24 protein-coding genes are annotated in these 25,934 nt (G+C 73.1%); 11 read left to right on the top strand and 13 right to left on the bottom strand.

Annotated features, from left to right (window positions below; translation table 11 throughout):
* Positions 1–89: 89 nt before the first annotated feature.
* The gene (locus ABZ805_RS14295; RefSeq protein WP_358439361.1) at positions 90–884 is read left to right on the top strand and encodes a DeoR/GlpR family DNA-binding transcription regulator; all 795 of its coding nucleotides are present in this window, start codon (positions 90–92) and stop codon (positions 882–884) included.
* A gap of 190 nt (positions 885–1,074) precedes the next feature.
* On the opposite strand, the gene ABZ805_RS14290 is transcribed toward ABZ805_RS14295, so the two are convergent.
* The 6 genes from ABZ805_RS14290 to aztB all read right to left on the bottom strand — a co-directional run bounded on the left by ABZ805_RS14290 (position 1,075) and on the right by aztB (position 6,844).
* On the bottom strand, positions 1,075–1,356 hold the full coding sequence (locus ABZ805_RS14290) for a hypothetical protein (RefSeq protein WP_358439358.1): 282 nt from the start codon (positions 1,354–1,356) through the stop codon (positions 1,075–1,077).
* A 903-nt stretch (positions 1,357–2,259) separates the two neighbouring features.
* Positions 2,260–2,556 carry a hypothetical protein gene (locus tag ABZ805_RS14285; protein WP_358439356.1) on the bottom strand — a complete coding sequence of 99 codons (297 nt, stop codon included), beginning with the start codon at positions 2,554–2,556 and terminating at the stop codon, positions 2,260–2,262.
* Positions 2,557–2,716: 160 nt separating this feature from the next.
* On the bottom strand, positions 2,717–3,871 hold the full coding sequence (aztD, locus tag ABZ805_RS14280) for a zinc metallochaperone AztD (RefSeq protein WP_358439353.1): 1,155 nt from the start codon (positions 3,869–3,871) through the stop codon (positions 2,717–2,719).
* Between the two features lie 44 nt (positions 3,872–3,915).
* Complete coding sequence (aztC, locus tag ABZ805_RS14275; protein WP_358439351.1) at positions 3,916–4,827, bottom strand: zinc ABC transporter substrate-binding protein AztC; 912 nt, start codon at positions 4,825–4,827, stop codon at positions 3,916–3,918.
* The gene (locus ABZ805_RS14270; protein ID WP_358439349.1) at positions 4,824–5,996 is read right to left on the bottom strand and encodes a hypothetical protein; all 1,173 of its coding nucleotides are present in this window, start codon (positions 5,994–5,996) and stop codon (positions 4,824–4,826) included. Before ABZ805_RS14270 ends, aztC begins: the two co-directional genes overlap by 4 nt.
* Positions 5,993–6,844 (bottom strand): zinc ABC transporter permease AztB, encoded by an 852-nt coding sequence (gene aztB / locus ABZ805_RS14265; protein ID WP_358439346.1) that lies wholly within the window; start codon positions 6,842–6,844, stop codon positions 5,993–5,995. The genes ABZ805_RS14270 and aztB overlap by 4 nt, the downstream gene beginning before the upstream one ends.
* 48 nt (positions 6,845–6,892) lie before the next feature.
* Between aztB and aztA the strand changes: the two genes are divergently transcribed.
* Positions 6,893–7,606 (top strand): zinc ABC transporter ATP-binding protein AztA, encoded by a 714-nt coding sequence (gene aztA / locus ABZ805_RS14260; RefSeq protein ID WP_358439343.1) that lies wholly within the window; start codon positions 6,893–6,895, stop codon positions 7,604–7,606.
* Between the two features lie 33 nt (positions 7,607–7,639).
* Here aztA and ABZ805_RS14255 read toward each other — a convergent pair whose 3' ends face one another.
* On the bottom strand, positions 7,640–8,623 hold the full coding sequence (locus ABZ805_RS14255) for a helix-turn-helix domain-containing protein (protein ID WP_358439340.1): 984 nt from the start codon (positions 8,621–8,623) through the stop codon (positions 7,640–7,642).
* Between the two features lie 99 nt (positions 8,624–8,722).
* Between ABZ805_RS14255 and ABZ805_RS14250 the strand changes: the two genes are divergently transcribed.
* Entirely contained in the window at positions 8,723–8,890 is a 168-nt protein-coding gene (locus tag ABZ805_RS14250; RefSeq protein WP_358439337.1) for a hypothetical protein, read from the top strand.
* A 57-nt stretch (positions 8,891–8,947) separates the two neighbouring features.
* Here ABZ805_RS14250 and ABZ805_RS14245 read toward each other — a convergent pair whose 3' ends face one another.
* Positions 8,948–9,751, bottom strand: a complete 804-nt coding sequence (locus ABZ805_RS14245; RefSeq protein WP_358439335.1) for an NPP1 family protein — start codon at positions 9,749–9,751, stop codon at positions 8,948–8,950.
* Positions 9,752–10,069: 318 nt separating this feature from the next.
* Between ABZ805_RS14245 and ABZ805_RS14240 the strand changes: the two genes are divergently transcribed.
* A complete protein-coding gene (locus ABZ805_RS14240; RefSeq protein WP_358439332.1) occupies positions 10,070–10,957 on the top strand; it encodes a helix-turn-helix transcriptional regulator in 888 nt (295 codons plus the stop codon).
* Here the strand turns inward: ABZ805_RS14240 and ABZ805_RS14235 are convergent.
* The 4 genes from ABZ805_RS14235 to ABZ805_RS14220 form a co-directional block, all read right to left on the bottom strand.
* Positions 10,926–11,648 (bottom strand): alpha/beta hydrolase, encoded by a 723-nt coding sequence (locus tag ABZ805_RS14235; RefSeq protein WP_358439329.1) that lies wholly within the window; start codon positions 11,646–11,648, stop codon positions 10,926–10,928. The genes ABZ805_RS14240 and ABZ805_RS14235 overlap by 32 nt on opposite strands.
* A gap of 101 nt (positions 11,649–11,749) precedes the next feature.
* Positions 11,750–12,358, bottom strand: coding sequence for a helix-turn-helix domain-containing protein (locus tag ABZ805_RS14230; RefSeq protein ID WP_358439326.1), 609 nt, complete (start codon positions 12,356–12,358; stop codon positions 11,750–11,752).
* Positions 12,359–12,369: 11 nt separating this feature from the next.
* Entirely contained in the window at positions 12,370–13,518 is a 1,149-nt protein-coding gene (locus ABZ805_RS14225; protein ID WP_358439323.1) for an NAD(P)/FAD-dependent oxidoreductase, read from the bottom strand.
* 118 nt (positions 13,519–13,636) lie between these two features.
* A complete protein-coding gene (locus ABZ805_RS14220) occupies positions 13,637–15,109 on the bottom strand; it encodes an AMP-binding protein (protein WP_358439320.1) in 1,473 nt (490 codons plus the stop codon).
* Positions 15,110–15,384: 275 nt separating this feature from the next.
* Between ABZ805_RS14220 and ABZ805_RS14215 the strand changes: the two genes are divergently transcribed.
* The 4 genes from ABZ805_RS14215 (at position 15,385) to ABZ805_RS14200 (ending at position 20,943) form a co-directional block, all read left to right on the top strand.
* Positions 15,385–16,962 (top strand): NAD(P)-binding domain-containing protein, encoded by a 1,578-nt coding sequence (locus ABZ805_RS14215; RefSeq protein WP_358439317.1) that lies wholly within the window; start codon positions 15,385–15,387, stop codon positions 16,960–16,962.
* Positions 16,959–18,038, top strand: coding sequence for an alpha-hydroxy acid oxidase (locus tag ABZ805_RS14210; RefSeq protein ID WP_358439315.1), 1,080 nt, complete (start codon positions 16,959–16,961; stop codon positions 18,036–18,038). Before ABZ805_RS14215 ends, ABZ805_RS14210 begins: the two co-directional genes overlap by 4 nt.
* Positions 18,035–19,489, top strand: a complete 1,455-nt coding sequence (locus tag ABZ805_RS14205; protein WP_358439312.1) for a cytochrome P450 — start codon at positions 18,035–18,037, stop codon at positions 19,487–19,489. The genes ABZ805_RS14210 and ABZ805_RS14205 overlap by 4 nt, the downstream gene beginning before the upstream one ends.
* Positions 19,490–19,689: 200 nt before the next feature.
* On the top strand, positions 19,690–20,943 hold the full coding sequence (locus ABZ805_RS14200) for a cation:proton antiporter (RefSeq protein WP_358439309.1): 1,254 nt from the start codon (positions 19,690–19,692) through the stop codon (positions 20,941–20,943).
* Positions 20,944–20,965: 22 nt separating this feature from the next.
* On the opposite strand, the gene ABZ805_RS14195 is transcribed toward ABZ805_RS14200, so the two are convergent.
* Positions 20,966–21,727 carry an IclR family transcriptional regulator gene (locus ABZ805_RS14195; RefSeq protein ID WP_358439306.1) on the bottom strand — a complete coding sequence of 254 codons (762 nt, stop codon included), beginning with the start codon at positions 21,725–21,727 and terminating at the stop codon, positions 20,966–20,968.
* A gap of 296 nt (positions 21,728–22,023) precedes the next feature.
* On the opposite strand from ABZ805_RS14195, the gene ABZ805_RS14190 reads away from it, so the two are divergent.
* The 3 genes from ABZ805_RS14190 to ABZ805_RS14180 are packed head-to-tail and all read left to right on the top strand — an operon-like array spanning position 22,024 to position 25,743.
* Positions 22,024–23,145 carry a mandelate racemase/muconate lactonizing enzyme family protein gene (locus tag ABZ805_RS14190; protein WP_358439304.1) on the top strand — a complete coding sequence of 374 codons (1,122 nt, stop codon included), beginning with the start codon at positions 22,024–22,026 and terminating at the stop codon, positions 23,143–23,145.
* A complete protein-coding gene (locus tag ABZ805_RS14185) occupies positions 23,142–24,617 on the top strand; it encodes an aldehyde dehydrogenase family protein (protein ID WP_358439301.1) in 1,476 nt (491 codons plus the stop codon). The genes ABZ805_RS14190 and ABZ805_RS14185 overlap by 4 nt, the downstream gene beginning before the upstream one ends.
* A gap of 13 nt (positions 24,618–24,630) precedes the next feature.
* Entirely contained in the window at positions 24,631–25,743 is a 1,113-nt protein-coding gene (locus ABZ805_RS14180) for an iron-containing alcohol dehydrogenase (RefSeq protein WP_358439298.1), read from the top strand.
* Positions 25,744–25,934: the final 191 nt, after the last annotated feature.

The raw sequence follows: 25,934 nt of genomic DNA, 5'->3' as shown, positions 1-25,934 counted from the left end.
CCGCGGGGGCCGCGGACGCGGGTGGTGGCGAGAATGGACGTCGCCGGTGGTGGTGCCGGTGCGATCGGGAACCAGGACGGGAGCAGGGCATGGACGCGTCGGGCACCCCGCCGCTCATTCCGGACCAGCGGCGGGAACAACTCGTCAAGCACCTGCGGCGTGAAGGGGTGCTCAGCGTCCAGCAGATCACCCAGCTGTTCGGGATCTCGCACATGACGGTGCGCCGCGACCTCGCCGAGCTCGAACGCCGCGGACTCGTGTTCTCCGTGCCCGGCGGCGCCCGCATCGCCAGCCAGCTGCGCGCCGAACCGACCTACCAGGACAAGTCCGTCACCGAACAGCCCGAGAAGCAGGCGATGGCGCGGGAAGCCGCCCGGCACGTCCGCGACGGCATGACCGTCTACCTCGACGCGGGCACCACCATGCTCACCATGATCCCGCTGCTGGTGGAGCACGCGGAGCTCACCGTCGTCACCAACGACTTCACCGCCGTGGAGCGGCTGCTGCCCGCCACCCACCTGGACGTGATCCACCTCGGCGGGCTCGTCGAACCCGCGAACCGCTCCACCGTCGGGCGGCTCGCCGCCGCCACGCTGCGCCAGCTCGCGCTGGACATCGCGTTCGTCAGCGCCAGCTCCTGGGACCTGCTGCGCGGCGTCACCACGCCCTCCGAGCGCAAGGTGGAGGTCAAGCACGCCGCGATGGCCGCGGCCTCCACGTCCCTGCTGGTCGCCGGGTCGTCGAAGTACGGGACGTTCGGCCGCTACCGGGTCGCCCCGCTCACCGCCTTCGACGAGGTCGTCACCGACGCGGCGCTCGCCGACGCGGCGGCGGAGGGGATCCGGGCGGACGGCACCGCGCTGCGGTTGGTGGCTTCGGAGTGAGCGGTGGGCCTTCCCGAACCCCTGTCGAACGGATTCCTTTGCAGCGCAGGTGATTCCGGATCTGCGGGAAAAGGTTCGAGTCCACTCCGGACTGATTTCGACGCTCGGCCGGGCCCGTGCGAGCGGATCGCCGCGCTCGGCGGGAACCGCCCCCGGGCGCCTGCCATGGCGTCCGGGGACGGTTCGGTGCTCACTTCACGGCGGCCAGCTTGCAAGCGTGCCCCGCGTGAGCGTTGCTGACCTGGATCTTGACCAGGTTGCTCATGCAGATGAGCCGGGCGAAGGTGGTGCCGGACGCACCCTGCTTGCAGGCCGCTCGGACCTTCGGCCCCACCAGATATCCGCGGGCCTGCAGGTAGGTCGTGCAGTCCGACGTGGTCGCCTGTGCGGGTGCGGCGACCGCCAGCGACAGCGTTCCTGCCGCGACCGCGGTGACGAGCCCCGCGGCGACGCGACGCATGGTGTTGCTCATGAGTTACCCCCTGATTTTTCACTTCCCCAGTGGCGGATCTCCCGCCGCGAAGCCGTTTTCGGCTCTGCACCAGATCTTGCCCAGGTTTTCCCGGAAATATCGGAAAACCGCGCGAACCACCTGAAAAGAGCAAAACGGTCAACTCGACTGCGGCGTACGAGTGATCCCGAACGGCGGCGCCCGAGCCCGCCGCGCGGTGCCCGCGGGCACCTTTCCCGAGGTCGGTGCCCCGGTCCGGTTCGCCACTGATGCGGCCGACCCGGGTGAACGCCCGCCCTGGGGTGGCCGTCATGTGCCGGTGGCCGCCGGAGTGGCTCCCGGGCGCTCAGCGGCCGCGGCTGGACGCATCGCCCCCTCTCCTGGTCGGCGAACCGGTCTCCACCGAGTCCCGGCCGGATGGATGTGCCGATCACCGACGTGGAAAGGGCGTGGAGTGCATGGCGAATCCACAGGTGATCACGAGCGGTCCGGAGTCGGCGGCGTTCCTGGAAGGTCTCGCCGATCGAGTGGAGCGCGGAGCGCCGAGCGGTTCCTGAGATCTCTGGAACGCCTTGCGCCCCAACGGATTCCAGGCAGGGAAGGCGGAATCGGGGCAGCGCGGCGATGTCGAGTGCTGCGGAGTTTCCCGCGAGATCGTGGTGGCGGTGACGCAACGCGGAGAGTTCCGCTCGCCCGACCTGTTGATCAGCGTCCCGGTTGGACCGCGCTCGCCACGGCGCTGGGTGTCATCGGGTGCGCACGTCGCCGGATGGGCCGTGAACTCCCTGCGCGCCACTGGCCGGGCGGGGCGGTGCGGGTGCCGTGCTGCGGGAGGTCCGCGCGCCCTCCTGCGGAGTTCCCCTGATGCCGCAACGAAAATCCGGCCGGTCGAGTGCCTCGACCGGCCGGACTGGTGCGGTTCCTTCAGTGCTCGTCGTAGTGATCCCCGTGCGCGGCGTGCCGGTGCCCGTCGTGCAGGTAGTCCGTGTGGTCCCCGTGCGGGAGGGCGACGTGCCCGCACCCGGTGCCGTGCACGTGCGAGTGGTCGTCGTGCGCGACGTGCTCGCTCTGCTCGCACTCGTCGTAGTGGTCGTCGTGGGCCCGGTGCAGGTGTCCGTCGTGCACGTAGTCGGTGTGGTCGCCGTGCGGAACGGCGACGTGCCCGCAATCCGGTCCGTGCGCGTGCTGGTGGTCGGTGTGCTGGGCGTGGGCGGTGGTCATGGAAACCTCGCAACTGCGTTTCGTTCGGACACGACCGCCGGATGGAGCAATCCTCCGGCTGCACGTCACATTAGTGGCTGCGCATGTGTCGGCAACTCGGCGAGCGCGATGCGGCCCCGACGGGTCGTCCGCCGGGGCCGCATCGCCGTTCGAGGTGGGGTCAGGCCTGCACGCCGCTGAGCTCGTTGGGCGCGGCGGGCAGTCGCCCGGTCGCGGTCTTCTCGCCGGTGGCGAGGTCGATCGCGTGGATCACCTTCTCACCCGGGTCGGTGACGTAGGCGGTGCCGCCGCGGACGAACAGCGCCGGTCGCGGCTGCTGCCACTCCAGCGGTTCCTGCCAGGAACCGGTGACCGGGATGGTCCGCACCACGCGCCCCGCGACCGGGTCGACGACGCGGAGACCGCCGTCGGTGCCGAGCACCAGCGCTTCGCCCCGCGGGCCGCGGGCCAGCGACCGGAAGGTGTAGCTGGTGCCGAGGTCGACCAGCTTCAGCGAGCCGGTGGCGGTGTCGATGAGCGACACCTGCTCGGGGCGTTCCAGCTCGGCGTCCTCGTCCTGCTTGTAGTCGCCGAGGACCACGGGGGAGTGCTCGGAACCGGCCTGGTTGCCGATGCGGCCGTACTCGGTGGGGCTGTGGACCTTCGTGATCTTCCCGTCCCGGTAGAGCACCGCGCCGTCCTCGCAGCCGACGACGACGGCACCGCCCTGCGCGGTCGCCTCGCCGTGCACGCCGGGGCAGTCCTCGTTGCGGGCGATCTCCTTCCGGTCCGCGTCGAGCACGACGATGCCGACCCGCTCGTCCTCGTCACCGAGGGTGGTGAGCAGCTCGCCGCCCTCCAGTTCGACGGCGACGCCGTGGTGCGGTTCGGCGGTGGTGTGGTGCTCGGTGGCGGGTTTCCCGTCGCCGAGCTGCGCCGGGTCGAAGGAGGTGACCTCGCCGGTGCCGTCGCTGAACAGCACGGTGCGGCCGGCGTGGCGCACGACGTGGCCGGGCTTCGCGCCGGGGAACTTCACGTCGGTCAGCTCGGGGTGCGCGGCGTCGAGCAGCTGGAAGCCCTCGGCGGTGGAGACCACCACGTGCTCGTCGTCGCCCGCGGGGTTGATCCGGTTGAACCCGGGCAGCGGGAGGTCCGCGGCGACCTGGAGGGTGCGGCCGTCGAGCACCCAGATCCCGCCGTCGTAGCTCACCACGACCGGTTCCGGCACCGGCGGGCCCGCCGGTGGTTCCGCCGCGGGTTCCGGCGAGGGCGCGGCGCAGGCGCCGAGGACCAGCGCTGCGGCCGTGATGCTCGCGATCTTGCTGGAGGAGGGCATGATCGGTCCTTTTCTCTGGTGCGGTGGGAGGTTCGCGCGCCGGATCACCCGGCGAGTCCGGTGGCGATGGCGTCGGTGTTGGCCCGCGCCATCTCCAGGTAGGTCGCGGCGCCGCCACCGGGCGGGCTCAGCGATTCGGAGAACAGCGGCACCACCCGCACGTCCAGGCCCGCCTGGTCGGCGAGCGCGCGGGCGAGCCGGTCGGGTTGCGAGGAGTCCGCGAACACCGCCCGCACCCCGGCGGCGCGCACGGCCCCGGCGAGGTCGGCGAGGTCGGCGGCGCTGGGGGAGGCCAGCGTGGTCCCGCTGGGGATGACCGCGCCGATCACCTCGAAGTCGTAGCGCTGCGCGAGGTAGCCGAACACGTGGTGGTTGGTGACGAGCTTGCGGCGCTCGGCGGGAAGAGCGGCGAACCGCCGCGCGGTCTCGGCATCCAGCACCGCCACCTCGCCCCGGTAGCGGTCCGCGTTGGCGCGGATCACCGCCGGGTCGACGCCGTCGACGTGCTCGATGACCTGCCGCGCGATGAGGTCGACGGCCTGCGCCACCCGGCCCGGGTCGGTCCAGAAGTGCGGGTCGGCCTGGCCGCGGGAGGCGTCGCCGGTGTAGTCGATCGGGTCGACGCGCTCGGCGACGGGCAGGGTGGCGACCCCGGCGCCGCGGGCGGCGTCGACGGTGCGCTGCACACCTTCTTCGAGGCCGAGGCCGTTGTGCACGACGAGTTCGGCGAGCTCCACTTCGGCGGCTTGCTGCGCGGAGATCCCGAACGAGTGCGGGTCGGCGCCGGGGCGCATCAGCACCGACACCTCGGCCTGGTCGCCGACGACGTTGCGGGTGAGGTCGCCGAGGATGTTGGTGGTCACCACGATCTCGGCCCGCGGCGCGGAGTTCGTGCAGGCGGTGAGGCCGAGCAGCGTGGCGAGCACCGCGACGGCGGCCGTGATCCGGGCGCTCATCGGCCGGTCTCCACCACGTGCGTGGCCTGCCCGCCGAGGTCGAACCGCCGGGCCTGGCGCAGCGAATCGTTGTAGTCGATCTCGTGGACGGTTCCGGTGCCGACGTCGTTGACGTAGGCGCGGGAGGTGTCCACCAGGATCACCGGCGGCGGCCCGGTCGGGTCCACCAGCCGTGCGGTGACGCGGGTTTCCGCTGTCTGCGCACCGGTTTCGGGGTCGTGGGCGTGCAGCACGCCGTCGGCGGTGAGCGCCAGCAGCGGGCCGCCCTCGCCGACGGCGTTCACCGCGACGACGGGCCCGGTCTCGAGGTAGGTCCAGGCGCGGTCGCCGACGTCGAGCGACCAGGTGCCGCGGTCGCCCGCGCGGGCGGCGAGGGTCGCGCTGCCGGGGCGCTGCCGGAAGTCGCGGGCGCGTTCGTCGTCGCCGACCGCCCGCGGGTAGGGGATCTTCTCGCCGTGGAAGGCGTCGTCTTCCTCGGTGACGAGCAGCGCGCCGTCGGCGCAGCCGAACACGACGCCGCGCCGGGTGAGCGCGGTGCCCGCCGGTTCGGGGCAGCGCGGTTCGACGGTGGCGGTCGGCTTCCCGGCCCGGTCGAGGACCCGCACGGTGCCGTCGGCATCGGCGGCGACCAGGTGGGTTTCGTAGGGCACGGCGGCGGTTCCGGGTGCGACGGGGACCTCGCCGGTGGGGCGGGCGGTGCCCTCGTCGAGCGCGGCCCGGTCCAGCAACGTCACGCGTCCGTCCTGAGTGGACACAGCGGAGACCTTCGGGTCGCCGTGCGCCGCGACGGCCGGTCCGGCGAGCTCACCGGCATCGCGGATCTCGGCCCGGTAGTAGTGCACGTGGTCGCCGTGGTCGACCATCCAGGAACCGCTGTCGACGACGTGCGTGCCGCGGTCGCCGCTGAGGTAGGCGTGCCGCCCGTCGGTGCTGATCGCGCTGACCCCGGGCACCGGCGCGAGTGCCACGACCTCCTCGGTGAGCAGGTCGAGCACCCGCACCGCTCCGGTGGTGGCGTCGGCGACGACGAGCCGCGACTGGGCTTCGGCGGATTCCTCGGCACCCGCCACGTACCCGTGCGGCACGGGCGGTGGTGCTTCGGCCGGCGCCCCGCAGGCGGTGGTCGCCAGTGCGAGCGCGGCGGCGAGGGCGGTCGGGATCGGTTTCACAGGGCGGGCTCCGTTCGCTGCGGTCGGTCCCGCACCCGGTCGCGCAGTTCGGCGCCGAGCGCGGACAGGAAGAACAGGACGACGGCGGTGGCGGCGATGGTCGCGCCGGCCGCGGTGCCCCAGTGCCAGGACGCGAGCAGCCCGAGCGCGGTGGAGAGCACGCCGAGCGCGGCGGCCACCGCCATCACCACCGGGATCCGCTTCGCCCACAGCACGGCCGCCGCCGGCGGGGCGATGAGCAGCCCGAACACCAGCAGCGTGCCGACGACGCGGAAGGAGGCGACGATCGCCAGCGTCACCAGGCCCAGCAGCAGCGCGTGCGCGAGGCCGGGGCGCAGGCCGAGGGTGCGGGCCTTGCGCGGGTCGAAGGCCAGCGCGACGAACGCGCGGTGCCCGGCCAGCGAGAGCAGCGCGGCCAGCGCGAGCGCGACGCCGAGCTGCCCGAGCTCGGGCGGGGTCACCGCGAGCACGTCGCCGAACAGGAATCCGGTGAGGTCCACGGCGAAGGACTGCGAGTGGGACACGATGATGACCCCGGCGGCGAGCATCCCCACGAACAGCAGCCCGATCCCGGTGTCCGCGGACAGCCGCCGCGACCGCCCCAGCGCCGTCACGCCGAAGGCCATCACCCCCGCGCTGAGCGCGGCGCCGAGCAGCAGGTCGCCGCCGAGCAGCGCGGCCAGCGCCACCCCCGGCAGCATCCCGTGCGACATGGCGTCCCCCAGGAAGGCCATGCCGCGCAGCACGACCCAGGTGCCCGCGAGCGCGCAGATCAGCGAGACCAGCACCCCGGCCCACAGCGCGCGCTGCACGAACGACACCTCGAACGGGACGAACAACCAATCCATGACGAATCACCCTATAATGAAAATGATTGTCGTTGTAGACTACGTTCCGTGAGAGCGATCACCGAGGAAGAGCACCAGGCGGCGGTGCTGCACGAGGTCTCCGCCGGATATCGGCGGAACCCGGTGCTGCACCGGGTCACCGCCGCGTTCCCGGCCGGGTCGCGCACGGCGGTGGTCGGCCCCAACGGCTCCGGCAAGTCGACGCTGCTCGGCGTGCTCGCCGGCGTGCTGCCGGTGACCTCGGGTTCGGTGCGCCGCCGGGGCGACGTGGCGCTGGTGGCGCAGCGCAGCGCGGTCTCGGACGCGCTGCCGATGACGGTGCGCGCCACCGCGGAGATGGGGCGGTGGGCGCGGACCGGCCCGTGGCGGCGGCTGTCGGAGCAGGACCGCGGCATCGTCGCGGACTGCCTGGAACGGCTGGGCGTGGCCGACCTGGCGGACCGCCCGCTGGGCGCGCTCTCCGGCGGTCAGCGGCAGCGGGTGCTGGTCGCGCAGGGCCTGGCGCAGCAGGCCGAACTGCTGCTGCTCGACGAACCGGCGGCGGGGCTCGACGTCACCGCGCAGCGGCGGATCACCGAGGTCCTGGACGAGGAGAAGTCCCGCGGTGCCACCGTCGTCCACGTGACCCACGACCTCGCCGAAGCTCGCGATGCCGACCACGTGCTCCTGCTCCGTGACGGGCGGCTGCGCGCCGCGGGCCCGCCCGGCCGGGTGCTGGCACCGGACTCCCTCCGCGAGCTGTGGGGGAACTCGTTGGTGTGAGGGGAAATCCGCCGACAGTCCACTGAGGACGTATCAAGCGACGTCGTCGGTGCCGCCGGGCTGGAAGGTGCCGCGGTAGGTGCTGGGGGAGAGGCCCAGCCGGGCCCGCAGGTGCTGGCGCAGCGAGGCGGCGGTGCCGAACCCGGCATCGGCGGCGACCTGGTCGACCGGCAGTTCGGTCTCCTCCAGCAGCTGCCGGGCGCGTTCGACGCGCTGCCCGGTCAGCCATTGCACCGGGGACAGCCCGGTCTCGTCGCGGAACCGGCGGGTGAAGGTGCGCACGCTCATCGATTCGAGCTCGGCGAGTTCGCGCAGCGGCAGCGCGCGGTGCAGGTTCTCCAGCGCGAACGCGCGGGCGCGCGCGGTGGACGAGCTGCGCGGGTCGGGCACGGCGCGGCGGATGAACTGGGCCTGCCCGCCGTCGCGGTGCGCGGGCACCACCGCCAGCCGCGCGACGTCGTTGGCGACCGCCGTGCCGTGGGCCTCCCGGATCAGGTGCAGGCACAGGTCGATCCCGGAGGCCTCGCCGGCGGAGGTCAGCACCGGGCCTCCGTCCACGTACAGCACCGCCGGGTCCAGCTCGACCCGCGGGAACGCGCGGCGGAACCGGTCGGCCGCGTTCCAGTGCGTGGTGGCCCGCCGCCCGTCGAGCAGTCCGGCCGCGGCGAGCACGAACGCGCCGGTGCAGATCGACGCGATCCGCGCGCCCGCCGGAATCCGGGCGAGCGCGTCCCGCACGTCGTCGGGGAGCGCGAAATCCGCCGCGTAATCCGCGTCGGAGGCGGGCACGAACACGAGGTCGGCGTCCGCGAGCACCTCCGGCCCGTGCGGGACGGTGATCGCGAAGTCCCCGGTGGTGCGCACCTGCCCGGGAACCGGCGCGCAGGTCAGCACCTCGTACCGGGGTTCTCCGTCCGGGCCGGTCGCCAGCGGGAACAGCTGGTGCACGATCCCGAGCTCCATCGGCAGCAGTCCCGGCCGCACCAGAACCACGACCTTCGTCGGCGTTTCTGACATGGCCGGATTCTTCCACATGTTGGCCATCGGGCCACTCGTCGCGGCGGCGGGACGAACCGACGATGGGAGGCGCACAACCCCCCCAGGAGAGGAACCGCGATGTCGCTGATCGCCGTCTGGACCGTCCTGCTCGTCGAATTCGCGGTGGCCTGCACCATCGCGGTCGCGCTGGTCGGCTGGATTCGGAGGAGCGCCCGGGAGGCGAGCGGCCCGAGCGCGGAGCGAGCCCGCCCGGCGGTGGGCGCGGCTCGCGCGGCGTGCCGATGAGGACGTCGTCGGCGGGCCCGAGGACCGGCCGGGCGCGTCCCGCCCGGCCGGTGGGGCTCACGCCTCCGGGTTGAACTCGATGTCGTCGGGCTTGGCCTTGGCGAGGTTGCCCGCGAAGGCGTCGTCCTTGATGCCGAGGCTGGCGCTGCCGAAGTCGGCGGAGGTCAGCGCGTCCCGGATGCCCTCCGGGAAGTTGTCCCAGCTCACCAGGTCCGGGTACTGCCAGGTGCCGTAGTGGTTCTCCGGCTCCTCGTCCTTGCTCGCGAGGCGGAAGCAGTGCGTGCTGGCGCCGTCCTTGTGGTAGATGATCTTCGCGTGGGTGTCCTCGAAGCCCACCTCCTCGGCCGGGTAGGTGGAGAAGTCGCCGTGCGCGGAGGTGGAGACGTACTTCGCCTGGTCGTCGTTCACCCAGATGACCACGTGCTCGATGTCGTGGCGGTGCCCGAACGCGTCGTGCACCCCGTCCAGCGCCTGGTCCTTCTCGAAGTACAGGTCGTACATGTAGGCGCACCAGTCGCCGTCGCACTTCGAGCGCGAGTAGGAATTGGTGTTGTCCAAGTCCGACTGGTCGTGGCAATTCCCGTTCAGCGCGCCGGACGGTTCCAATCCGGGGGCCAGGGTGCCGTCCGGTCCGATGGCCGGAGTGGGATAGCAGCCGTCACCGTCGTAATCGAAAGCGGGCTGCCACTTCGCATCCGCCTCGGCGGAGCTGCCGGGCAGCGCCTGCGGCGGATCGGCCAGCGCCACCGCAGGTGGCAGGCCCACGAACAGCACCGCGGTGCCGACCAGCGCGCGGAACGCGAACGAGGACTTCCCGAGCCGCCGGGAGCCGCGCGTTCTGTCGTTCTCCAGTGTTCCCATCGCAGCAGAACCTTCCGATCGCCATCAGATCGGCATGATCATAGGGTTCCGGGTGGGCGATTCCCAGGGGATGATCCGGTGCTTCCGAACAGGTTCACGGCGGGTTCACCCGAGGTCGTGGCGAGAACACGACAACCGTTCTCCGAAATGGCGGGGTAGGCCTTAACATCCGCCGAATTCATTTTCCGACGAGACCGGGTGGGACCGGGTGGGACCGGTCGAGAGCCGGTCGGGAACCGGCCTGGAGCCGGTCGGCGGCCGTTCCCTGGGACCGCCGGACCCACCCTGCGCGGCCGCGCAGCGGGCAGAATCGCAGGTATGAACGGTTCCCACTCCCGCGAGCTCGCCGACTTCCTGCGCACCCGGCGCGCCCGGCTGCGCCCGCAGGACGTCGGCCTGGAGCCGGGGCCGCGGCGCAAGGTGACCGGGCTGCGGCGCGAGGAGCTGGCGCTGCTGGCCGGGGTCAGCACCGACTACTACCAGCGGATGGAGCAGGGCCGGGACGTGCGGCCCTCCGAGGAGGTGCTGGACGTGCTGGCCCGCGCGCTGGACCTCGACGAGGACGAGACCCGGCACCTGCACGCGCTGGCCCGCGCCGCCCGCAACCCGGAGCCGGTGCGCCGCCGCGTCCCGGAGCGGGTGCCGGAGAGCACGCGGCGGCTGCTGCACACCATCGGCGGTCCCGCGCTGGTGCTGGGCCGCCACCTGGACGTGCTGGCCTGGAACGCGCTCGCCGGTTCGCTGTTCGGCGGCCTCGACCAGCAGCCGCCGCACGAGCGCAACGTGCTGCGCGCCCTGTTCCACCACCCGGACGCGCGCGAGGTGTGCCCGGACTGGGCGTCGAGCGCGCTGGAGTACATCGGGATGCTGCGCGCCTCGGTGGCCGCCGACCCGGACCACCCGCGGGCGAAGGAGCTGGTCGGCGAGCTCAGCGTGCGCAGCGAGGAGTTCCGCCGGTTCTGGGCGCGGCACGACGTGCGGGAGCGCACCCGCGGCCGCAAGCACTTCGCGCACCCGCTGGTCGGCGAGCTCGACCTCGACTGGGACGCCTACCCGCTGCCGGGCGGGCCGGGCCCGGTGCTGATCGCCTACACCGCGGAGCCGGGCGGCGAGTCCGCGGAGCGGCTGGAGCTGCTGCGCGGGCTGCTCGCCGACCCCGCTCCGGAGCGGGCGGTCAGCTCCGAGCGCTCAGGAACTCGTCGATGACGGTGAAGGTCGCCGCGGGCGCCTGCACCTGCGGCAGGTGCCCGGCGCCGGGGATGGTCTCGAAGCGGGCGTCGGGGAAGGCGGCCGCGTACTCCCGGCCGTAGCCGGCGCTGATCACCTGGTCGTCCTCGCCCCACACCACCAGCGCGCGGGTCCGCACCTGCGCGAGGCGCTGCAGCAGCCCCGGGTCCGCCATCGCGGCGCCGCCGTACGTCCGGATCGCCTCGATGGCCGCGGACGGCGGGCCGGGCCGCCCGGGCGCCGGGGTGGGCAGCGAGATCTCGTGGCCGGGGATCTCGGCGCCGATGGCGTCCAGCAGCACCAGGTCGCCGAGCACCCCGTCGCCGAGCACCCCGTCGCGGTCGCGCACCGCCATCTCGGCGGCCACCCAGCCGCCGAAGGAGCTGCCCAGCACCAGCACGTCCCGCAGGCCGCGCGCGTCGAGCAGGTCCAGGTAGGTCTGCGCCAGGTCGGCGACCGAGCCGAGCCGCTCCGGCCGGGTGGTGTCCTCCCAGCCCGGGTGCACGGGGGCGAGCACGCGGTGGCGGGGTGCGAAGTGCTCGACGATCGGGGCGACCGTGGCCGGTCCACCGCCGCCGTGCAGCACCAGCACCGGGCGGCCGGACTCGCCCGCCTCGTCGATGGCCAGCTGGATCTCGGGTCCGATGTGGAGGGTGCTTCGAGTGGTCATCGTGTCGCTCTTTCCTGGCGGGTGGTGGAAGGATCGAACCGGGCGGTACCCGGGCAGGACCCGGGAACGGCCCGTTCGGCCGATCTGAGCCGGTGGGCCGTTCAGCCGGGGGGACCGGCCGGTGCGAGCGGGTCGAGCGCCGACCAGCCCGCGCGCAGCAGCGCGAACGCGGCGTCGGAACCGGCACCGCCGTCCCCGGGAACGGATCGGGCGGCGAGCACCAGGTGCGCGAGGGCGCGCACCGCCGGATCGTCCGCGGCGGCGCCCGCGTCCGCGGCGATGGCGGCCGCGAGGGAGTCCTCGTGCCGCGCCCACATCCGGTCCACGTGTTCGCGCAGGCTCGGCGATTCCAGGATCATGCGGCGGAATTCGCGGAACCGGGCGCCGCCGTCGTCGCCGCCGCGGGCTTCGCGCACCGCGGTGAAGTACGCGTGCAGCGCGTCCACCACCGAGGTGCCGGGCTCGCGGTCGTGCACGGCGGCGACCAGCGCGGCCTCCCGCTCGGCGTCCTCGTCGACGACGAGCGCCTCCTTGCTGGGGAAGTGGTTGAACAGCGTGGTCACCGAGACGTCGGCGGCCTCGGCGACCTCGGCGGTGGTCACCTCGGCGAAGCCGCGGGCGAGGAACAGCTCCAGCGCGGTCTCGGCGATGTGGGCGCGGGTCCGGGCCTTCCTGCGCTCCCGGCGGCCGGCGGGTTCTGGGGTGGGCATGTCGCGGAATCCTAGGCGTGCTGCGGGTTTCCGGCCGTCATGGCCTGGAAGTGGACGAGCGCGTGCGCCGGGCCGTCCGGGCCGATGCAGTCCTCGACGCCGCCCGCGGCTTCGGCGGCGGCTTCGGCGGCGCGGGGGAACATCCGCGCTTCGTAGGCGGTGACGGCCTCGTCCAGCGGGCCGCCCGCCGCGATGAGCTCGGCGAGTTCGGCGGCGTCGAGCATCGCCAGGTTCGCGCCCTGCCCGGAGAACGGGGACATCAGGTGCGCGGCGTCGCCGAGCAGCGTCACCCCGGGCCGGTGCTCCCAGCGGTGGCCGACCGGCAGCGCGGTGATCGGCCGCACCGTGAACGAGTCCTCGCAGCGGTGCAGCACGTCCCGCAGCACCGGCCCGAAGTCGGCGAACATCTCCGCCAGCACCGCGCGCAGCGCACCGCGCTCGACCCGGTGCCCCCAGTCCACCGGCCCGCGGAACGCGGCGTGCACCCGGATCACGCCACCGCTGCCGCGCTGCGCCAGCAGGCCGCGGCCCGCGTCGAGCGCGAACGTCATGCCGTGCCCGATGAGCTCGGCGATCTCCGGGTGCGCGCGGTCCACGTCGGTGAGCACCACTTCGACGAACACGACGCCGGAGTGCTCGGGCTCGGCGTCGGAGAGCAGCGGCCGGACGGCGGACCGCGCCCCGTCGGCGCCGACGAGCAGGTCGCAGGTGGTGGTGTGCCCATCGGTGAACTCGAGCCGGTGCCGCCCGTCGCCGAGCGGGACGGCCGTGCGCAACCGGCGGTCCCACTCGACGGTGCCGGGTTCGAGCGAACCCAGCAGCAGCGCGCGCAGCTCGCCGCGGTCGATCTCCGGTTTGAACCGGTCGTCCGGGTCGGCGGGCGCGTCGACGAGCACGGTCCCGGCCCGGTCGAGCAGCCGCAGCGCCTGACCTTCCGGCCGGGACGCGGCGAAGAACTCGTCGAGCAGCCCGGCCGCGGTGAGCGCCACCTGCCCGGTGTCCCGGTGCAGGTCGAGGCTGCCGCCCTGCGCGCGGTGCGCCGGGTCGCGGTCCCGTTCGTGGACGGTGACGGGCAGGCCGCGCCGTTGCAGCACGCGGGCGAAGGTGAGCCCGGCGGGGCCGCCGCCGATGACGGCGATGCGGGGTGGGGAAGCGGGCATGGCGGTCCTTCCGGCGAGGTGAGCGCGGCGTCGCTCCACCGGAACCATACCTGAAGTGACTTCAAAGTTGTAGTCACTACACTTTTTCGCCGGACGGCCCGCCGCCCGCGGCCCTCGATCAGCGCGGCTCGGGAATCGTGGTCAGCGCCCGCAACGCCTGCTTGTCCGGCTTGCCCGTCGCCGTCAGCGGCACCTGCCGCAGCACCCCGATCTCGACGGGTGCGGCGGCCGCGCCCAGCTCGGCGGCGACCAGCGCGCGCAGCTCCTCGTGGTCGGGCTCCACGTCCCCGGCGAGCACGAGGTGCGCGTGGATCGCCTCGCCGGTGCGCTCGTCGGGCACGCCGATCACGAACGCCTGGTCCACCGCGGGGTGCGCGGCCAGCGCCCGCTCGATCGGCCCCGCGTAGTGCAGGATCGCGTTCACGATCACCACGTCGCGGGCGCGCCCGGTCAGGTGCAGGAAGCCCGCCTCGTCCAGGTGTCCCACGTCCCTGGTGCGCACCCAGCCGTCGTGCAGCACCTCGGCGGTCTCGGCCGGGTCCCGCCAGTAGCCGCGCAGCGCGGAGGCGGTGCGCACCCACACCTCGCCGTCGGACCCCGCGGGCAGCGGCCGCCCGGCGTGGTCGCGGACCTCCAGTTCCACGCCGTCCCACGGGCGGCCGACGGAGTTCGCGGCCTGCTGCCGCTCGGCGATGTCGGCGGCGGACAGCAGGCTGAGCATCCCGGTCTCGGTCTGCCCGTAGCCCAGGTGCACGGCGTGGCCGATGCGGGCGTGCGCCTCGGCGAGCTTGTGCGGCGCCAGCGGTGATCCGGCGACCAGCAGCATCCGGGCGGCGCTGAGGTCGTGGTCCCGCTCGTCCAGCGACTCGAGGATCTGGTGCAGCCGCGCGACGGTGAGCAGGCAGGCGGTGATGCGCAGTTCTTCCAGCACCCGCGGGAATTCCGGCCGCTCGCGCGGGATCACCGCGGTGCCGCCGGAGAGCAGGCACAGCGCCAGGTGCTCCAGCATCACGGCGCTGCTGAGCGTGCCGAACAGCAGGAACCGCCGGTACTTCGCGGCGAGTTCCGCGGTGCGTTCGGTCCACGCCGGCGCCTGCCAGCTCCAGTGCTCGGTCATGGCGCGGTAGTCGAACGCGGTGCCCTTGGGATTTCCGGTGCTGCCGCTGGTGAACACGACGAGCGCGTCGTCGTCGAGCTCGCCCCGCGCGACCGGGGTCTCCTGCGCGCGCAGCAGCGCCGGGCCGAGCTCGAGCAGCTCGACGTCGCCGGCGGCCGCGCGCAGCTGCGGGCGCGGGTCGTCGGTGACGACGACGCGCACGTCCTGGTCGAGGATGTGCGCGAGCTGCGCGGGGGTGAGCCCGGGGCGCAGCCCGATGACGCGGCAGCCGAGGACGTGCGCGGCGAGCTGGACGGCGAAGCCCTCGGGGGTGACGGCGGTGTCGATGGCGACGCCGTCCCGCGGGCCGAGCCCGGCCGCGCGCAATCCGGCGGTGCATCGGCCGACGAGTTCCAGCAGTTCACCGCGGACCACGACGCGGTCGCCGTGCTCGAACGCGGGGGTGAGCGGGTCGGCGCCGAGCGCGTCGAGCACGGACTGCGGAAAAGGTTGTGCCCGAGACCGGTGTTCATGGTCACCCGGGGCTGTTTTCTCTCCCATTTTTACCGCTTTTCGTCAAATAGTCGTATGGATTCCGTCGCCCGGGGAAAGTGCTTTTCCGCAGGCGCGGACAATGGGGATCACTACCATTGAAGAGGATCTTGAGCCACTGATCACACCTGTGATCTGCATCACGTGTACGTGTCGGGCCGTTATGCTTTAAGCTTCAAGTAATCTGATGTTTGTGCTGGTGGGAGGCGAATCAACTAGTGTCCGAAGAGTACTCTCTTGATTATCTCGTGATCGGCGCCGGACCGGCGGGGCTCCAAGCGGGCTATTACCTGGAGCAGGCCGGGCGCAATTACCTCATCGTCGAGTCGGGAGAGTCGCCCGGAACATTCTTCGCGGACTTCCCGCGGCACCGCAAGCTCATCTCCATCAACAAGGTGCACACCGGATGGGACGATCCGGAACTGAACCTGCGCACCGACTGGAACTCGCTGCTGTCCGAGGAGAACGCGCCGCTGCTCACCTCGTACACCCCGCGGTACTTCCCGGCCGCCGACGACCTGCTGGGCTACCTCGCCGACTACGCCGAGACCCACCGGCTGCGCATCCGCTACGGCACCCGCATCGTCGAGGTCGCCAAGCCCGGCGAGTTCGTCGCCCGCGACGAGGACGGGAACACCTACCGGGCCGCCCGCGTCATCGTCGCCACCGGGGTCACCCAGCCCTACATCCCCGACATCGACGGTGTCGAGCTCGCCGAGCCCTACACCGAGATGTCCGTCGACCCCGAGGACTACACCGGGCAGCGGGTGCTCATCATCGGCCGCGGCAACTCCGCGTTCGAGACCGCCGACGGGCTCATCGAGAACGCCGCGGTCATCCACGTCGCCGGGTCCGGCTCGCTGAAGCTCGCCTGGCAGACCCACTTCGTGGGCCACCTGCGCGCGGTGAACAACAACTTCCTGGACACCTACCAGCTGAAGTCGCAGAACGCGCTGCTGGACGGGAAGATCCTCGGCATCCGCGCGGACGGCGACTCCTACCTGGTGCGGGTCAGCTTCGAACGCGTCGACGAGGTCGTCAAGGAGATCCGCTACGACCGGGTGCTGCTGGCCACCGGATTCCGGTTCGACGCCTCGATGTTCGCGCCCGAGTGCCGGCCCGAGCTCACCATCAACGACCGGTTCCCCGACCAGACCGCGGCGTGGGAATCGGTGAACGTGCCCGGACTGCACTTCGCGGGCACCATCACCCAGGTCCGCGACTTCAAGAAGTCCACCAGCGGCTTCATCCACGGCTTCCGCTACGGGGTGCGCGCGCTGCACCGCATCCTGGAACGCCGCGACCACGAGGTGGCCTGGCCCGGGACGACGCTCCCGGAGACGCCGGAAGCCGTCACCGACGCCATCATCGAGCGGGTCAACCGCAGTTCCGCGCTGTGGCAGCTGTTCGGGTTCCTCGCCGACGCGGTGCTGCTCGGCCCGGACGGTGCGCGCTACGCCGAAGAAGTGCCCCTGGACCACCTGCACGAGACCGCGCACACCGGCGAGTTCGGCGAGGTCGACTCCTACCTCACCATCACGTTGGAGTACGGCGCCGACCACGACCGGGTCAACCCGTTCGACGTCGAGCACAGCCGCACCTCCCAGCAGGACACCCGCGGGCTCGACGGCCGCTACCTGCACCCGGTGGTGCGGCACTTCCGCGGCGGTGCGCTGGTCGCCGAGCACCACATCACCGAGAACCTGGAGAACGAGTGGGACAGCGAGCAGGTGCACCGCGCGCCGCTGCGCGAATTCCTGCGGGGGCGGGTGGCGGCACCGGCGGGCGCCCGGTGAGCCTCTTCGCCGACTTGCACGACCGGGCGAAGGAACTGCTGGAACCGGCGGTCTACGACTACTACGCCGGTGGGGCGGCGGACGAGTTCGCGTTGGCGGACAACGAGAACTCGTTCGCCCGGCTCGCGCTGCTGCCGCGGATGCTGCGCGGCGGACCGGCGCCCGACCCGCGGGCGGACCTGCCGGGAGCGCCGGGTGCGGCACCGGTCGTGGTCGCGCCCACCGCGTTCCACCGCCTCGCGCACTCCGAGGGGGAACTGGCCACCGCGCGCGCCGCGGCGGCTGCCGGGAACGTGCTGATCTCCAGCATGGCCGCCACCGTCGCCATCGACGAGGTGGTGGCGGCTGCGCGGGAGGTGCGCTCCGACGCGGCCGTGTGGTTCCAGCTGTACCTGCAGCCCGACCCGGAGGTCACCGCCCGGCTGGTGGAGCGCGCCGAAGCCGCGGGCTGCACCGCGCTGGTCCTCACCGTCGACTCGCCCGTGTTCGGCGACCACGTGCGCGACCGGCGCAACGGCTTCCACGACCTGCCGCCCGGGTACGAAGCGGCGAACATGCGCGACCTGCCCGGCGGCCCGCCGGACGGCACCCGCGACATCGAGATGTCCCCGGAGATCTCCTGGCGGCACCTGGAATCGCTGCGGTCCACCACCGGACTTCCCGTGCTGCTGAAAGGAATCCTGCACCCCGACGACGCGCACCTCGCCGTCGCGCAGGGCGTGGACGGGATCATTGTGTCCAACCACGGCGGCAGGCAGCTCGACGCGGCCCCGGCACCGATCGACGTGCTGCCGCGCATCACCCGCGCCATCGGCGGCACCCTCCCGCTGCTGCTGGACGGCGGGGTGCGGCGCGGCACCGACGTGGTCACCGCCCTCGCGCTCGGCGCCGACGCCGTCGGCATCGGGCGGCCCGTGTTGTGGGGGCTCGCCGCCGACGGGGAGAAGGGCGTCCGCGAGGTGCTGGACCGGATCGGCGCCGACCTCGCCCGCGCCATGATGCTGTGCGGGGCCCGGCGACCCGACGACCTGACCGCGGACCTCGTGGTGCCGCGCGGATTCGGAGGTGCCCGGTGAAACCGGTGCGACTGCTGCCCTGGGTGGCCGCCGCGGCCGCGCTGACCGCACCGCGCTGGCTGCCGCAACGGGTCGTCGCGCTGCGCGGCAAGGTCTTCGAACTCGTCAACGGCGACAACGCGATCACCCTGCCGAGCGAGCGGTTCGGCCCGGACCGGTTCCGCGAGGTCTACTCGCACCCGGCCGCCGGTGGCCGCAGCGAAGGCGCCGGCCTCTCCGACCTGTTCTGGTACTGGTTGTCGCCGGGACCCGAGGTGCACCAGGAACACCTGGAGGCCGGGCCGCGCTACGACGACGTCGCCCGCACCACGCAGCGGTTCCTGGCCGGTTCCAGCGACGCGCTCTCCGCCACCGCGGCGCGCTGCGCGGCGAAGGTCCTCGACGAGCTGGTGCCCGGGGAGCTGAGCGTGCCGCGGCTGCGGGACCTGATGATGCCGATCTGGGCCGAGTTCAACTACGAGCTCGTCTTCGGCGAACCCTGCCCGCGGCGGGCCAGGGAGCTCATCGTCGGCAACGCCTCCGACGTGGTCGACGCGCTCAAGTGCACCAGCCTGCGGCACCCGCGCCGCCGCGCCCGGCTCACCCGCTACCTGCGGGCGCGGGTCGACGCGGGGGACGTGGTGCACGAGCTGCCCGGCACGCTGTCCACCGCGGAGCAGGTGCACTACCTGCAGGGGACGTTCTTCAACACCTCCGTGGTGCAGCTGTCCGAAGGCATGGCGCACCTGCTGCTGGTGCTCGCCCAGCACCAGGACGTGCAGCGGCGGCTCGCCGACGATCCCGGCGACGACCGCTACTTCGCGCACGTGCTGGACGAGACGATGCGGGTGTTCCCGCTGTTCGGCATCGCGCACCGCATCACCACCGACGACATCCGCGTCGACGCGGACACCACGCTGCCGCGCGGCTCGGTGCTGTGCTTCAGCTACCCCGACTACCACGCCACCGGGCACCGGGACCCGGAACGGTTCGACCCGTCCCGCTGGGAAGAGCTGTCGGCGAAGGACGCCGCGCACATCCCGTTCGGGGTGGCCGCGAACCGGCCGTGCCCCGCGTGGCGGCTGTCGCCGCTGGCGATGCGCGCCGTCACCCGCGAAGTGCTGGCCCGGTTCCGGCTCGAATCCAGCGTGCGGCACACCCGCTCGCTGCCGTCCCGCGGGCCGTGCGTGCTGCTGCGCCGCGGCAGGCTGGACACCGGTACGCGGGACCCGGAGACGCCGGGCACTGGCACGTCGGGCACCGGCAGGCTGGACACCGGTACGCGGGACATCCGAGCGCTGCTGGCGTTCCTGCGGGTCCGCGACCGGTGGGAGGACGTGGAGCGCAGCGTGCGGCAGTTGGTGCTGGGCACCTGGATGGTGCTGGACGCGCGCAGGCAGCGGCTCGCCGGCCACCACTTCGAGCGGCTGCGGCGGGAAGCGCCCCCGCCGGGCTGCCCGGCGCACCGCTGAGCGCGGCCGGGGCCTCCGCGACCGGGAGGCCCCGGCGATCCTTCGCCCGGCGATCACTTCACCCCGCGAACCCTTCATCTCGCGAACCCTTCGCCCCGTGAACTCTTCGTCTCGCGAACCCTTCGCCCCGCGAACCCTTCCGCGAACCCGTTGCGCCGCAACCGGTTCGCCGCCGCACCACCGCCCCCGGAGGAACCCGCATGACCCCGACGGAGCTCGCCCCCACGTTCTTCCTCGCCGCCATCGTCATCCTGCTGGCCTGCCGCCTGGTCGGCCGCGTGCTGCGCGCCTTCGGCCAGCCGCCCGTGGTCGGCGAGATGGTCACCGGCGTCGTGCTCGGACCTTCGGTGCTGGGCCTGCTCGCGCCCGGCGTGGAGCAGGCGATCTTCCCGGACGAGCTGCGGCCGGTGCTGTACGTGGTCGGCCAGATCGGGCTCGTCGTGTTCATGTTCCAGGCGGGCTACGAGTTCCGGGTCGACCGGATGCGGCAGGTCGCGCGCCCGGCCTCGCTGGTGTCGGTTGCCGGGGTGCTGACCCCGATGCTGCTCGGCGTCCTGCTGGCCGTGCTCGCCGCCGGGCACGTGGACATGTACCCGCCGGGCGTGCCGCTGCTGGTCTCCGCGCTGTTCGTGGGCGTGACGCTGTCGATCACCGCGTTCCCGATGCTGGCGCGGATCATCACCGAGCGCGGGTTGACCGGCACCCGGTTCGGCTCGCTGTCGCTGGCCGCCGGGGCGCTCGACGACGCCGTCGCCTGGGTGCTGCTCGCCGGGGTGCTCAGCATCTCCGCGGCCAGCATCGGGCCGTTCGCCCTGGCCGCGGGCGGTAGCGCGGTGTTCGTGGTGCTGCTGGTCGCCGTCGTGCGCTCCGCGGGGCGGCTCGACCGGGCGGTGCGGCGGCTCACCCCGGAGAACCTGCTGATGGCGGTGGTCCTGGCGGTGTTCCTCGCCGCCTGGTACACGGACACCATCGGGCTGTACGCGGTGTTCGGGGCGTTCAGCCTCGGCGTGGTGCTGCCGCGCTCGGAGCAGGTGGACGCGGCGGTGCGGACGGTGAAACCGGTCGCCACCGTGTTCCTGCCGCTGTTCTTCACCTACTCCGGGTTGAACACGGACCTGGCGCTGCTGGTGGATTCCGGCGTGCTGCTGTTCGCCGTCGGTGCGCTGGTGGCCGCGATCGTCGGCAAGCTCGGTGCCTGCTGGGCCGCGGCTCGGCTGGTGGGTGAGCCGAACTCGGTGGCCGCCCGCGTGGGTGCGCTGATGAACGCGCGCGGGCTGATGCAGCTCATCGCGATCAACGTGGGGCTGGCGGCCGGGATCGTCACACCGCAGCTGTTCAGCGTGCTGGTGCTCGTCGCCCTGGTCACCACGATCATGGCGACCCCGCTGCTGACCTTCCTGGACCGCCGGGAGCGCCGCCGCACCCCCGACCCCGAACCGGAACCGGTCGCCTGACCAGGGGAGATCCGCCCGGTGCTCAGGCCGCGCCGAGCTCCTGGGAGATGCGGGCGGCGGCCCGGGCGGTGGCCCGGCCCGCCGCGTCCAGCCGATCGGCGAGGCGCTGCGCCGGCGCGGACAGGTTCAGCGCCGCCACCACCCGGCCGCGGAAGTCCCGGACCGGCGCGGACACCCCCACCAGCCCGGTCTCGAACTCCTCGCTGACCTGCGCGTAGCCCGTCCGCGCCGCCTCCCTGATCCGCGACCACAGCTCCGGCAGGGTGCGCACCGTGGACCCGGGCGGCGTCGCGCCGAGCTCGGTGCCGAAGCGCACGTACAGCTCGTCCGGCGTCACGTCCTGCAACAGCACCCGGCCGGCCGAGGTGCACGGCGCGGGCACCCCGCGGCCCTCCCAGTCGTGCACCCGGAACGAGTGGCCCGACACCGACAGCAACGTCAGCACCTCCTGCTCCCGCAGCACGCACAGGTGGCTGGTCTCCTCGACCTCCGCCGACAGCGCGCGCATCACCGGTTCCGCCGAACGCACCAGCCGATCCCCGGTGGTGCGCGCGACCAGCGAGAACAGCCGCCAGCCCAGCCGGTACGCCAAGGTGTCCGGCTGCCGCTCCACCACCCCGGCCTCGGCGAGCGCCTTGAGCGCCCGCGACACCTGGCTCTTGTCCCGCCCGGTCAGCACCGCCAGCCGCGCCACCCCGAGCCCGCCGGTGCGCTGCGCCTCCGCCGAACCCAGCGCCTCCAGCAACTCCAGATCGCGCCGCAAGCCACCCTGGATCTCACCCATGCCCCCTACGATGCCTCTCCCGCGGCTCGGCGTGCGTGCTGCTCGGGTGACGGAACCGGGCATACATCGGACGATCTCGCAGCGAGGAAGCCGCTGAGGTTCCGCTACCCGAGCACTACGCGGCAGAAGTGGCGAGACGGGCAGTGAGCGGTTTCCTCCGCCGCTCCGCCGCCGACGAGGAACCGCGGTGCGTGCTCGCGGCGTCCGGTTGTCGCGTGCGCAACTCGGGTTTCGATCGGTCGTGGCGGGTTGTCCTCGGGCCGGGCGCTTTCCTAGCTTCGGTTCCGGGAGGTCAGATGAAGATCACCGACATCTCCGTGGACCGGCTGCGGCTGCCGCTGGACCCGCCGCTGCACGCCGCCTGGGACCCGCGGCCGCGGGAGCACTTCGACGCCACCGTGGTGCGGGTGCGCACCGACGAGGGCATCACCGGCATCGGCTCCGGCGACACCATGACCGGGTTCGAGGCGGTGCGGCACCTGTTCGTCGGCACCGATCCGCTGCGGATCGACCGGCACGTCAAGGCCATCGAGACGGCCAACTTCCACGGCGGCGCGTTCTGGCCGCTGGAGGCCGCGCTGTGGGACGTCATCGGCAAGGCCACCGGGGTGCCGGTGTCGGTGCTGTTCGGCGGGGCCACCGACGCGCTGCCCGCCTACGCGTCCACCGCCGAGCTGAAACCACCCGCCGAACGCGTCGAATCGGCGCTGGCCGCGCGGCAGGCCGGGTTCCGCGCCATGAAGATCCGCATCGCCCCGGACGGCGTCGAGGAGGGCGTCGCGACCGTCGCGGCCGTCCGGGACGCGCTCGGCCCGGACTTCGACATCATGGTGGACCTCAACCAGTCCTGGCGGATGGCGGGCGACACGGCCGACGCGGTGGACTTCGCGACCACCGCGCGCACCGTCCGGCGGCTCGCCGAGATCGGCGTGAGCTGGGTGGAGGAACCGCTGCCGTACCACGACATCGCCGGGTTCCGCGCCCTGCGCGCCCGGTACCCGGAGGTGCGCATCGCGGCGGGGGAGATGCAGCACTCGGTGCCCGACCTGGTGCGCTACCTGGAGCAGGACGTCCTGGACGTCTACCAGATGGACGTGGTGCTGGCCGTCGGCATGCACCGCGCCCGCACCATCGCCGAACTGGCCCGGCTCAAGCACCGCCACTTCACCCCGCACAGCTGGACCAACGGCATCGGCCTGCTGGCGAACCTGCACGTGGCCGCGGGCGTCGGCGGCGGACCGCACTTCGAGTTCCCCTACGACCCGCCCGGGTGGACGCCGCAGCGCCGGGACTTCCCGCTGGCCCGCCCCGTCGAGATCCGCCCGGACGGCATGGTCGCCGTGCCGCAGGTCCCCGGGCTCGGCGTGGAGCTCGACGAGGACGTCATCGCCGCCACCACGATCGGAGGAACCTCGTGACCCCCGCCCTGGACGCGCCGAGCTCGGCGCTGATCGGCGAGCCGGAGACGCGGCCGTTCATCGACGGCGAGTTCGTCGCCACCGCCGAGACCTTCCCCAGCACCAGCCCCCGCGACGGCGCCGAGCTCGCCAGGGTCGCCGCCTGCACCGGCACCGAGGTGGACCGCGCGGTGCGCGCCGCCCGCGCCGCGTTCGACGACGGCCGCTGGCGGGGGCTGGATCCGGGGCGCCGCAAGGAGGTCCTGCGGCGCTGGGCGGAGCTGATCCGCGCGCACGCGGACGAGCTGGCGCTGCTGGACAGCCTGGAGATGGGCAAACCGCTCGCCGAAGCGCGCCGCGTCGACGTGGCGGGCGCCGCGCACACCCTCACCTGGTACGCGGAGGCCGTCGACAAGACCTCCGGCGAGGTCGCGCCCGCCCCGCAGGACGCGCTGGCGCTGGTCACCCGGGAACCGCTCGGCGTGATCGGCGCGGTGGTGCCGTGGAACTACGCGCTGCTGATCACCTCGTGGAAGATCGCGCCCGCGCTGGCCACCGGGAACTCGGTGGTGCTGAAACCGGCCGAGCAGACCTCGCTGGCCGCGCTGCTGCTCGCCCGGCTCGGCTCCGAAGCGGGCCTGCCCGACGGGGTGTTCAACGTGGTCCCGGGGCTCGGCGAGCAGGCCGGTCAGGCGCTGGGCAGGCACCCGGACGTGGACAAGATCGCGTTCACCGGTTCCGCCGAGATCGGCCGCCGATTCCAGGTGTACGCGGGCGAGTCCAACGGCAAGCAGGTCGCCGTCGAGGCGGGCGGCAAATCGCCGCAGCTGGTGCTGCCGGACGCGGACCTCACCGCGGCCGCCTCGGCGATCGCGTGGGGGATCTTCTACAACGCGGGGCAGACCTGCAACGCCGGATCGCGGCTGATCGTGCACCACGACGTCAAGGACCGGCTGCTGGCCGAGGTGGTGCGGCTGACCGAGGAGACGTTCCGCGTCGGCGACCCGCTCGACCCGGCCACCGTCGTCGGCCCGCTGGTCGACGAGGCGCAGCTGCGGCGGGTGTCGGGGTACGTGGCGCGCGGCCTCGCCGACGGCGCCACCGCGGTGCTCGGCGGCGAAGCGCTGCACGGCACCTTCTTCCCGCCGACGATCCTCGACGGCGTGCCGCCGGATTCGCCCGCGGCGCGGGAGGAGATCTTCGGGCCGGTCCTGACCGTGCTCGGCTACGAGGGCGACGCGGACGAGGGAGTCCGGCTCGCCAACGACACCGAGTACGGGCTGGTCGCCTCGGTGTGGACCCGGGACGTGACGACCGCGCACCGGGCGGCGCGGCGGCTGCGCGCGGGCACCGTGTGGGTCAACACCTTCGACGCCAGCGACGTGATCACCCCGTTCGGCGGGTTCGGCGCCAGCGGGGCCGGGCGGGACAAGTCCCTGCACGCGCTGGCCGAGTGCACCGCGCTCAAGACCACCTGGATCGACCTGTCCTGACCGGAGGTGCCACGTGCGCGACCAGGAGCTGCCCGTCGACGGGCTCAGCATCGAACCGACCTGCCGCATCGAGTTCGGCCCGGGCCGCATCGCCGCGCTGCCCCGGCTGATCGACGAGCTCGGCCACCACCGGGCCTACCTGATCACCGACCGGGGCGTGCGCGCGGCCGGAATCCTGGACCGGGTGCTGGCGGTGCTGGCCGAGGCCGGGCTGGAGCACGCGGTCTTCGACGACGTCGCCGCCAACCCCACGTTGTCCACTGTGGAATCCGGTGCGGCGGGGCTGGAGCGGTTCGGCTCGGCCGCCGTGGTCGCGCTCGGCGGCGGTTCACCGCTGGACGCGGCGAAGGCCATCGCGCTGCGCGCCCAGCCCGGGCTGCCGGGGCTGCCGCTGCTGGCGATCCCCACCACCGCCGGGACCGGTGCCGAGACCAACGGGTTCGGCGTCATCGAGGACCCGGCGACCCGCCGCAAGGTCTACCTGGGGCACGCCTCGGTGCGGCCGACCGTCGCCGTGCTCGATCCGGAGCTCACCACGGGCCTGCCCGCGCGCATCACCGCCGCCACCGGGCTGGACGCGCTGGTGCACGGCATCGAATCGCTGTCCTCGCGCGGCGCGAACCCGATCTCCGCGGCCTACGCGGCGCAGGCCGTTGCGCTCGTCGCCCGCTGGCTGCCGGTCGCGCACCGGGACGGTGCCGACCTGGCGGCGCGTTCCCGGGTGATGCTGGGCGCGCACCTGGCCGGGCAGGCGCTCACCCTGTCCGGGCTCGGGCTGGTGCACGGGCTCGGACACGCGATCACCGGGCACACCGGGACACCGCACGGCGTGGCGCTGGCGGCGGTGCTGGAGGCCGTCATGGAGTTCAACGCGGACACCGCGGGGGACGCCTACGCCGACGCGGCCCGCGCGATGGGGGCCGGCGAGGGCGCGGCCTCGGCGATCCGGTGCGCCCGCGACCTCGCCGACGAGCTGGAGATCCGGTCCCCGCTGCGGGACCTGGGCGTGCGGCGAGACATGCTGCCCTCGATCGCCGCAGCAGCGGCCGCCGACCCCGTCAGCCGCAACAACCCCGCCGAAGCAGCGGAACCCCAGCTCCACGACCTCCTGCAGGCCACCTACTGACAGACCACCGGCCACCGGACCTCAGGGCGGCCCCCATGGTCCTTCCTGTCAGCGGCGCAGCCGCTGAGCAGACGACCACCCAGGACACCGGCACCGCCGCGGGTTCTCAGCGGGATTCTCGCGAGGACAGCGTTTTCGCCTGTGGCGGAGCCACCGGTGAAAACGATCCCGCAGCGAGAATCCCGCTGAGG

It is taken from the genome of Saccharopolyspora sp. NPDC047091 (assembly GCF_040643635.1).
Lineage (GTDB): Bacteria > Actinomycetota > Actinomycetes > Mycobacteriales > Pseudonocardiaceae > Saccharopolyspora_C.
The sequence above is the reverse complement of the archived record's forward strand: the minus strand, read 5'-3'. Positions and strand labels throughout refer to the sequence as shown.

Coding starts and splice junctions, on each gene's coding strand:
- ABZ805_RS14295 (WP_358439361.1), top strand. CDS start 90: ATGGACGCGTCGGGCACCCCGCCGCTCATTCCGGACCAGCGGCGGGAA.
- ABZ805_RS14200 (WP_358439309.1), top strand. CDS start 19,690: ATGACCCCGACGGAGCTCGCCCCCACGTTCTTCCTCGCCGCCATCGTC.
- ABZ805_RS14235 (WP_358439329.1), bottom strand. CDS start 11,648: ATGACCACTCGAAGCACCCTCCACATCGGACCCGAGATCCAGCTGGCC.
- aztC (WP_358439351.1), bottom strand. CDS start 4,827: ATGAGCGCCCGGATCACGGCCGCCGTCGCGGTGCTCGCCACGCTGCTC.
- ABZ805_RS14285 (WP_358439356.1), bottom strand. CDS start 2,556: ATGACCACCGCCCACGCCCAGCACACCGACCACCAGCACGCGCACGGA.
- ABZ805_RS14195 (WP_358439306.1), bottom strand. CDS start 21,727: ATGGGTGAGATCCAGGGTGGCTTGCGGCGCGATCTGGAGTTGCTGGAG.
- ABZ805_RS14250 (WP_358439337.1), top strand. CDS start 8,723: ATGTCGCTGATCGCCGTCTGGACCGTCCTGCTCGTCGAATTCGCGGTG.
- ABZ805_RS14240 (WP_358439332.1), top strand. CDS start 10,070: ATGAACGGTTCCCACTCCCGCGAGCTCGCCGACTTCCTGCGCACCCGG.
- aztD (WP_358439353.1), bottom strand. CDS start 3,871: ATGCCCTCCTCCAGCAAGATCGCGAGCATCACGGCCGCAGCGCTGGTC.
- ABZ805_RS14190 (WP_358439304.1), top strand. CDS start 22,024: ATGAAGATCACCGACATCTCCGTGGACCGGCTGCGGCTGCCGCTGGAC.
- aztB (WP_358439346.1), bottom strand. CDS start 6,844: ATGGATTGGTTGTTCGTCCCGTTCGAGGTGTCGTTCGTGCAGCGCGCG.
- ABZ805_RS14245 (WP_358439335.1), bottom strand. CDS start 9,751: ATGGGAACACTGGAGAACGACAGAACGCGCGGCTCCCGGCGGCTCGGG.
- ABZ805_RS14230 (WP_358439326.1), bottom strand. CDS start 12,358: ATGCCCACCCCAGAACCCGCCGGCCGCCGGGAGCGCAGGAAGGCCCGG.
- ABZ805_RS14255 (WP_358439340.1), bottom strand. CDS start 8,623: ATGTCAGAAACGCCGACGAAGGTCGTGGTTCTGGTGCGGCCGGGACTG.
- ABZ805_RS14225 (WP_358439323.1), bottom strand. CDS start 13,518: ATGCCCGCTTCCCCACCCCGCATCGCCGTCATCGGCGGCGGCCCCGCC.
- ABZ805_RS14290 (WP_358439358.1), bottom strand. CDS start 1,356: ATGAGCAACACCATGCGTCGCGTCGCCGCGGGGCTCGTCACCGCGGTC.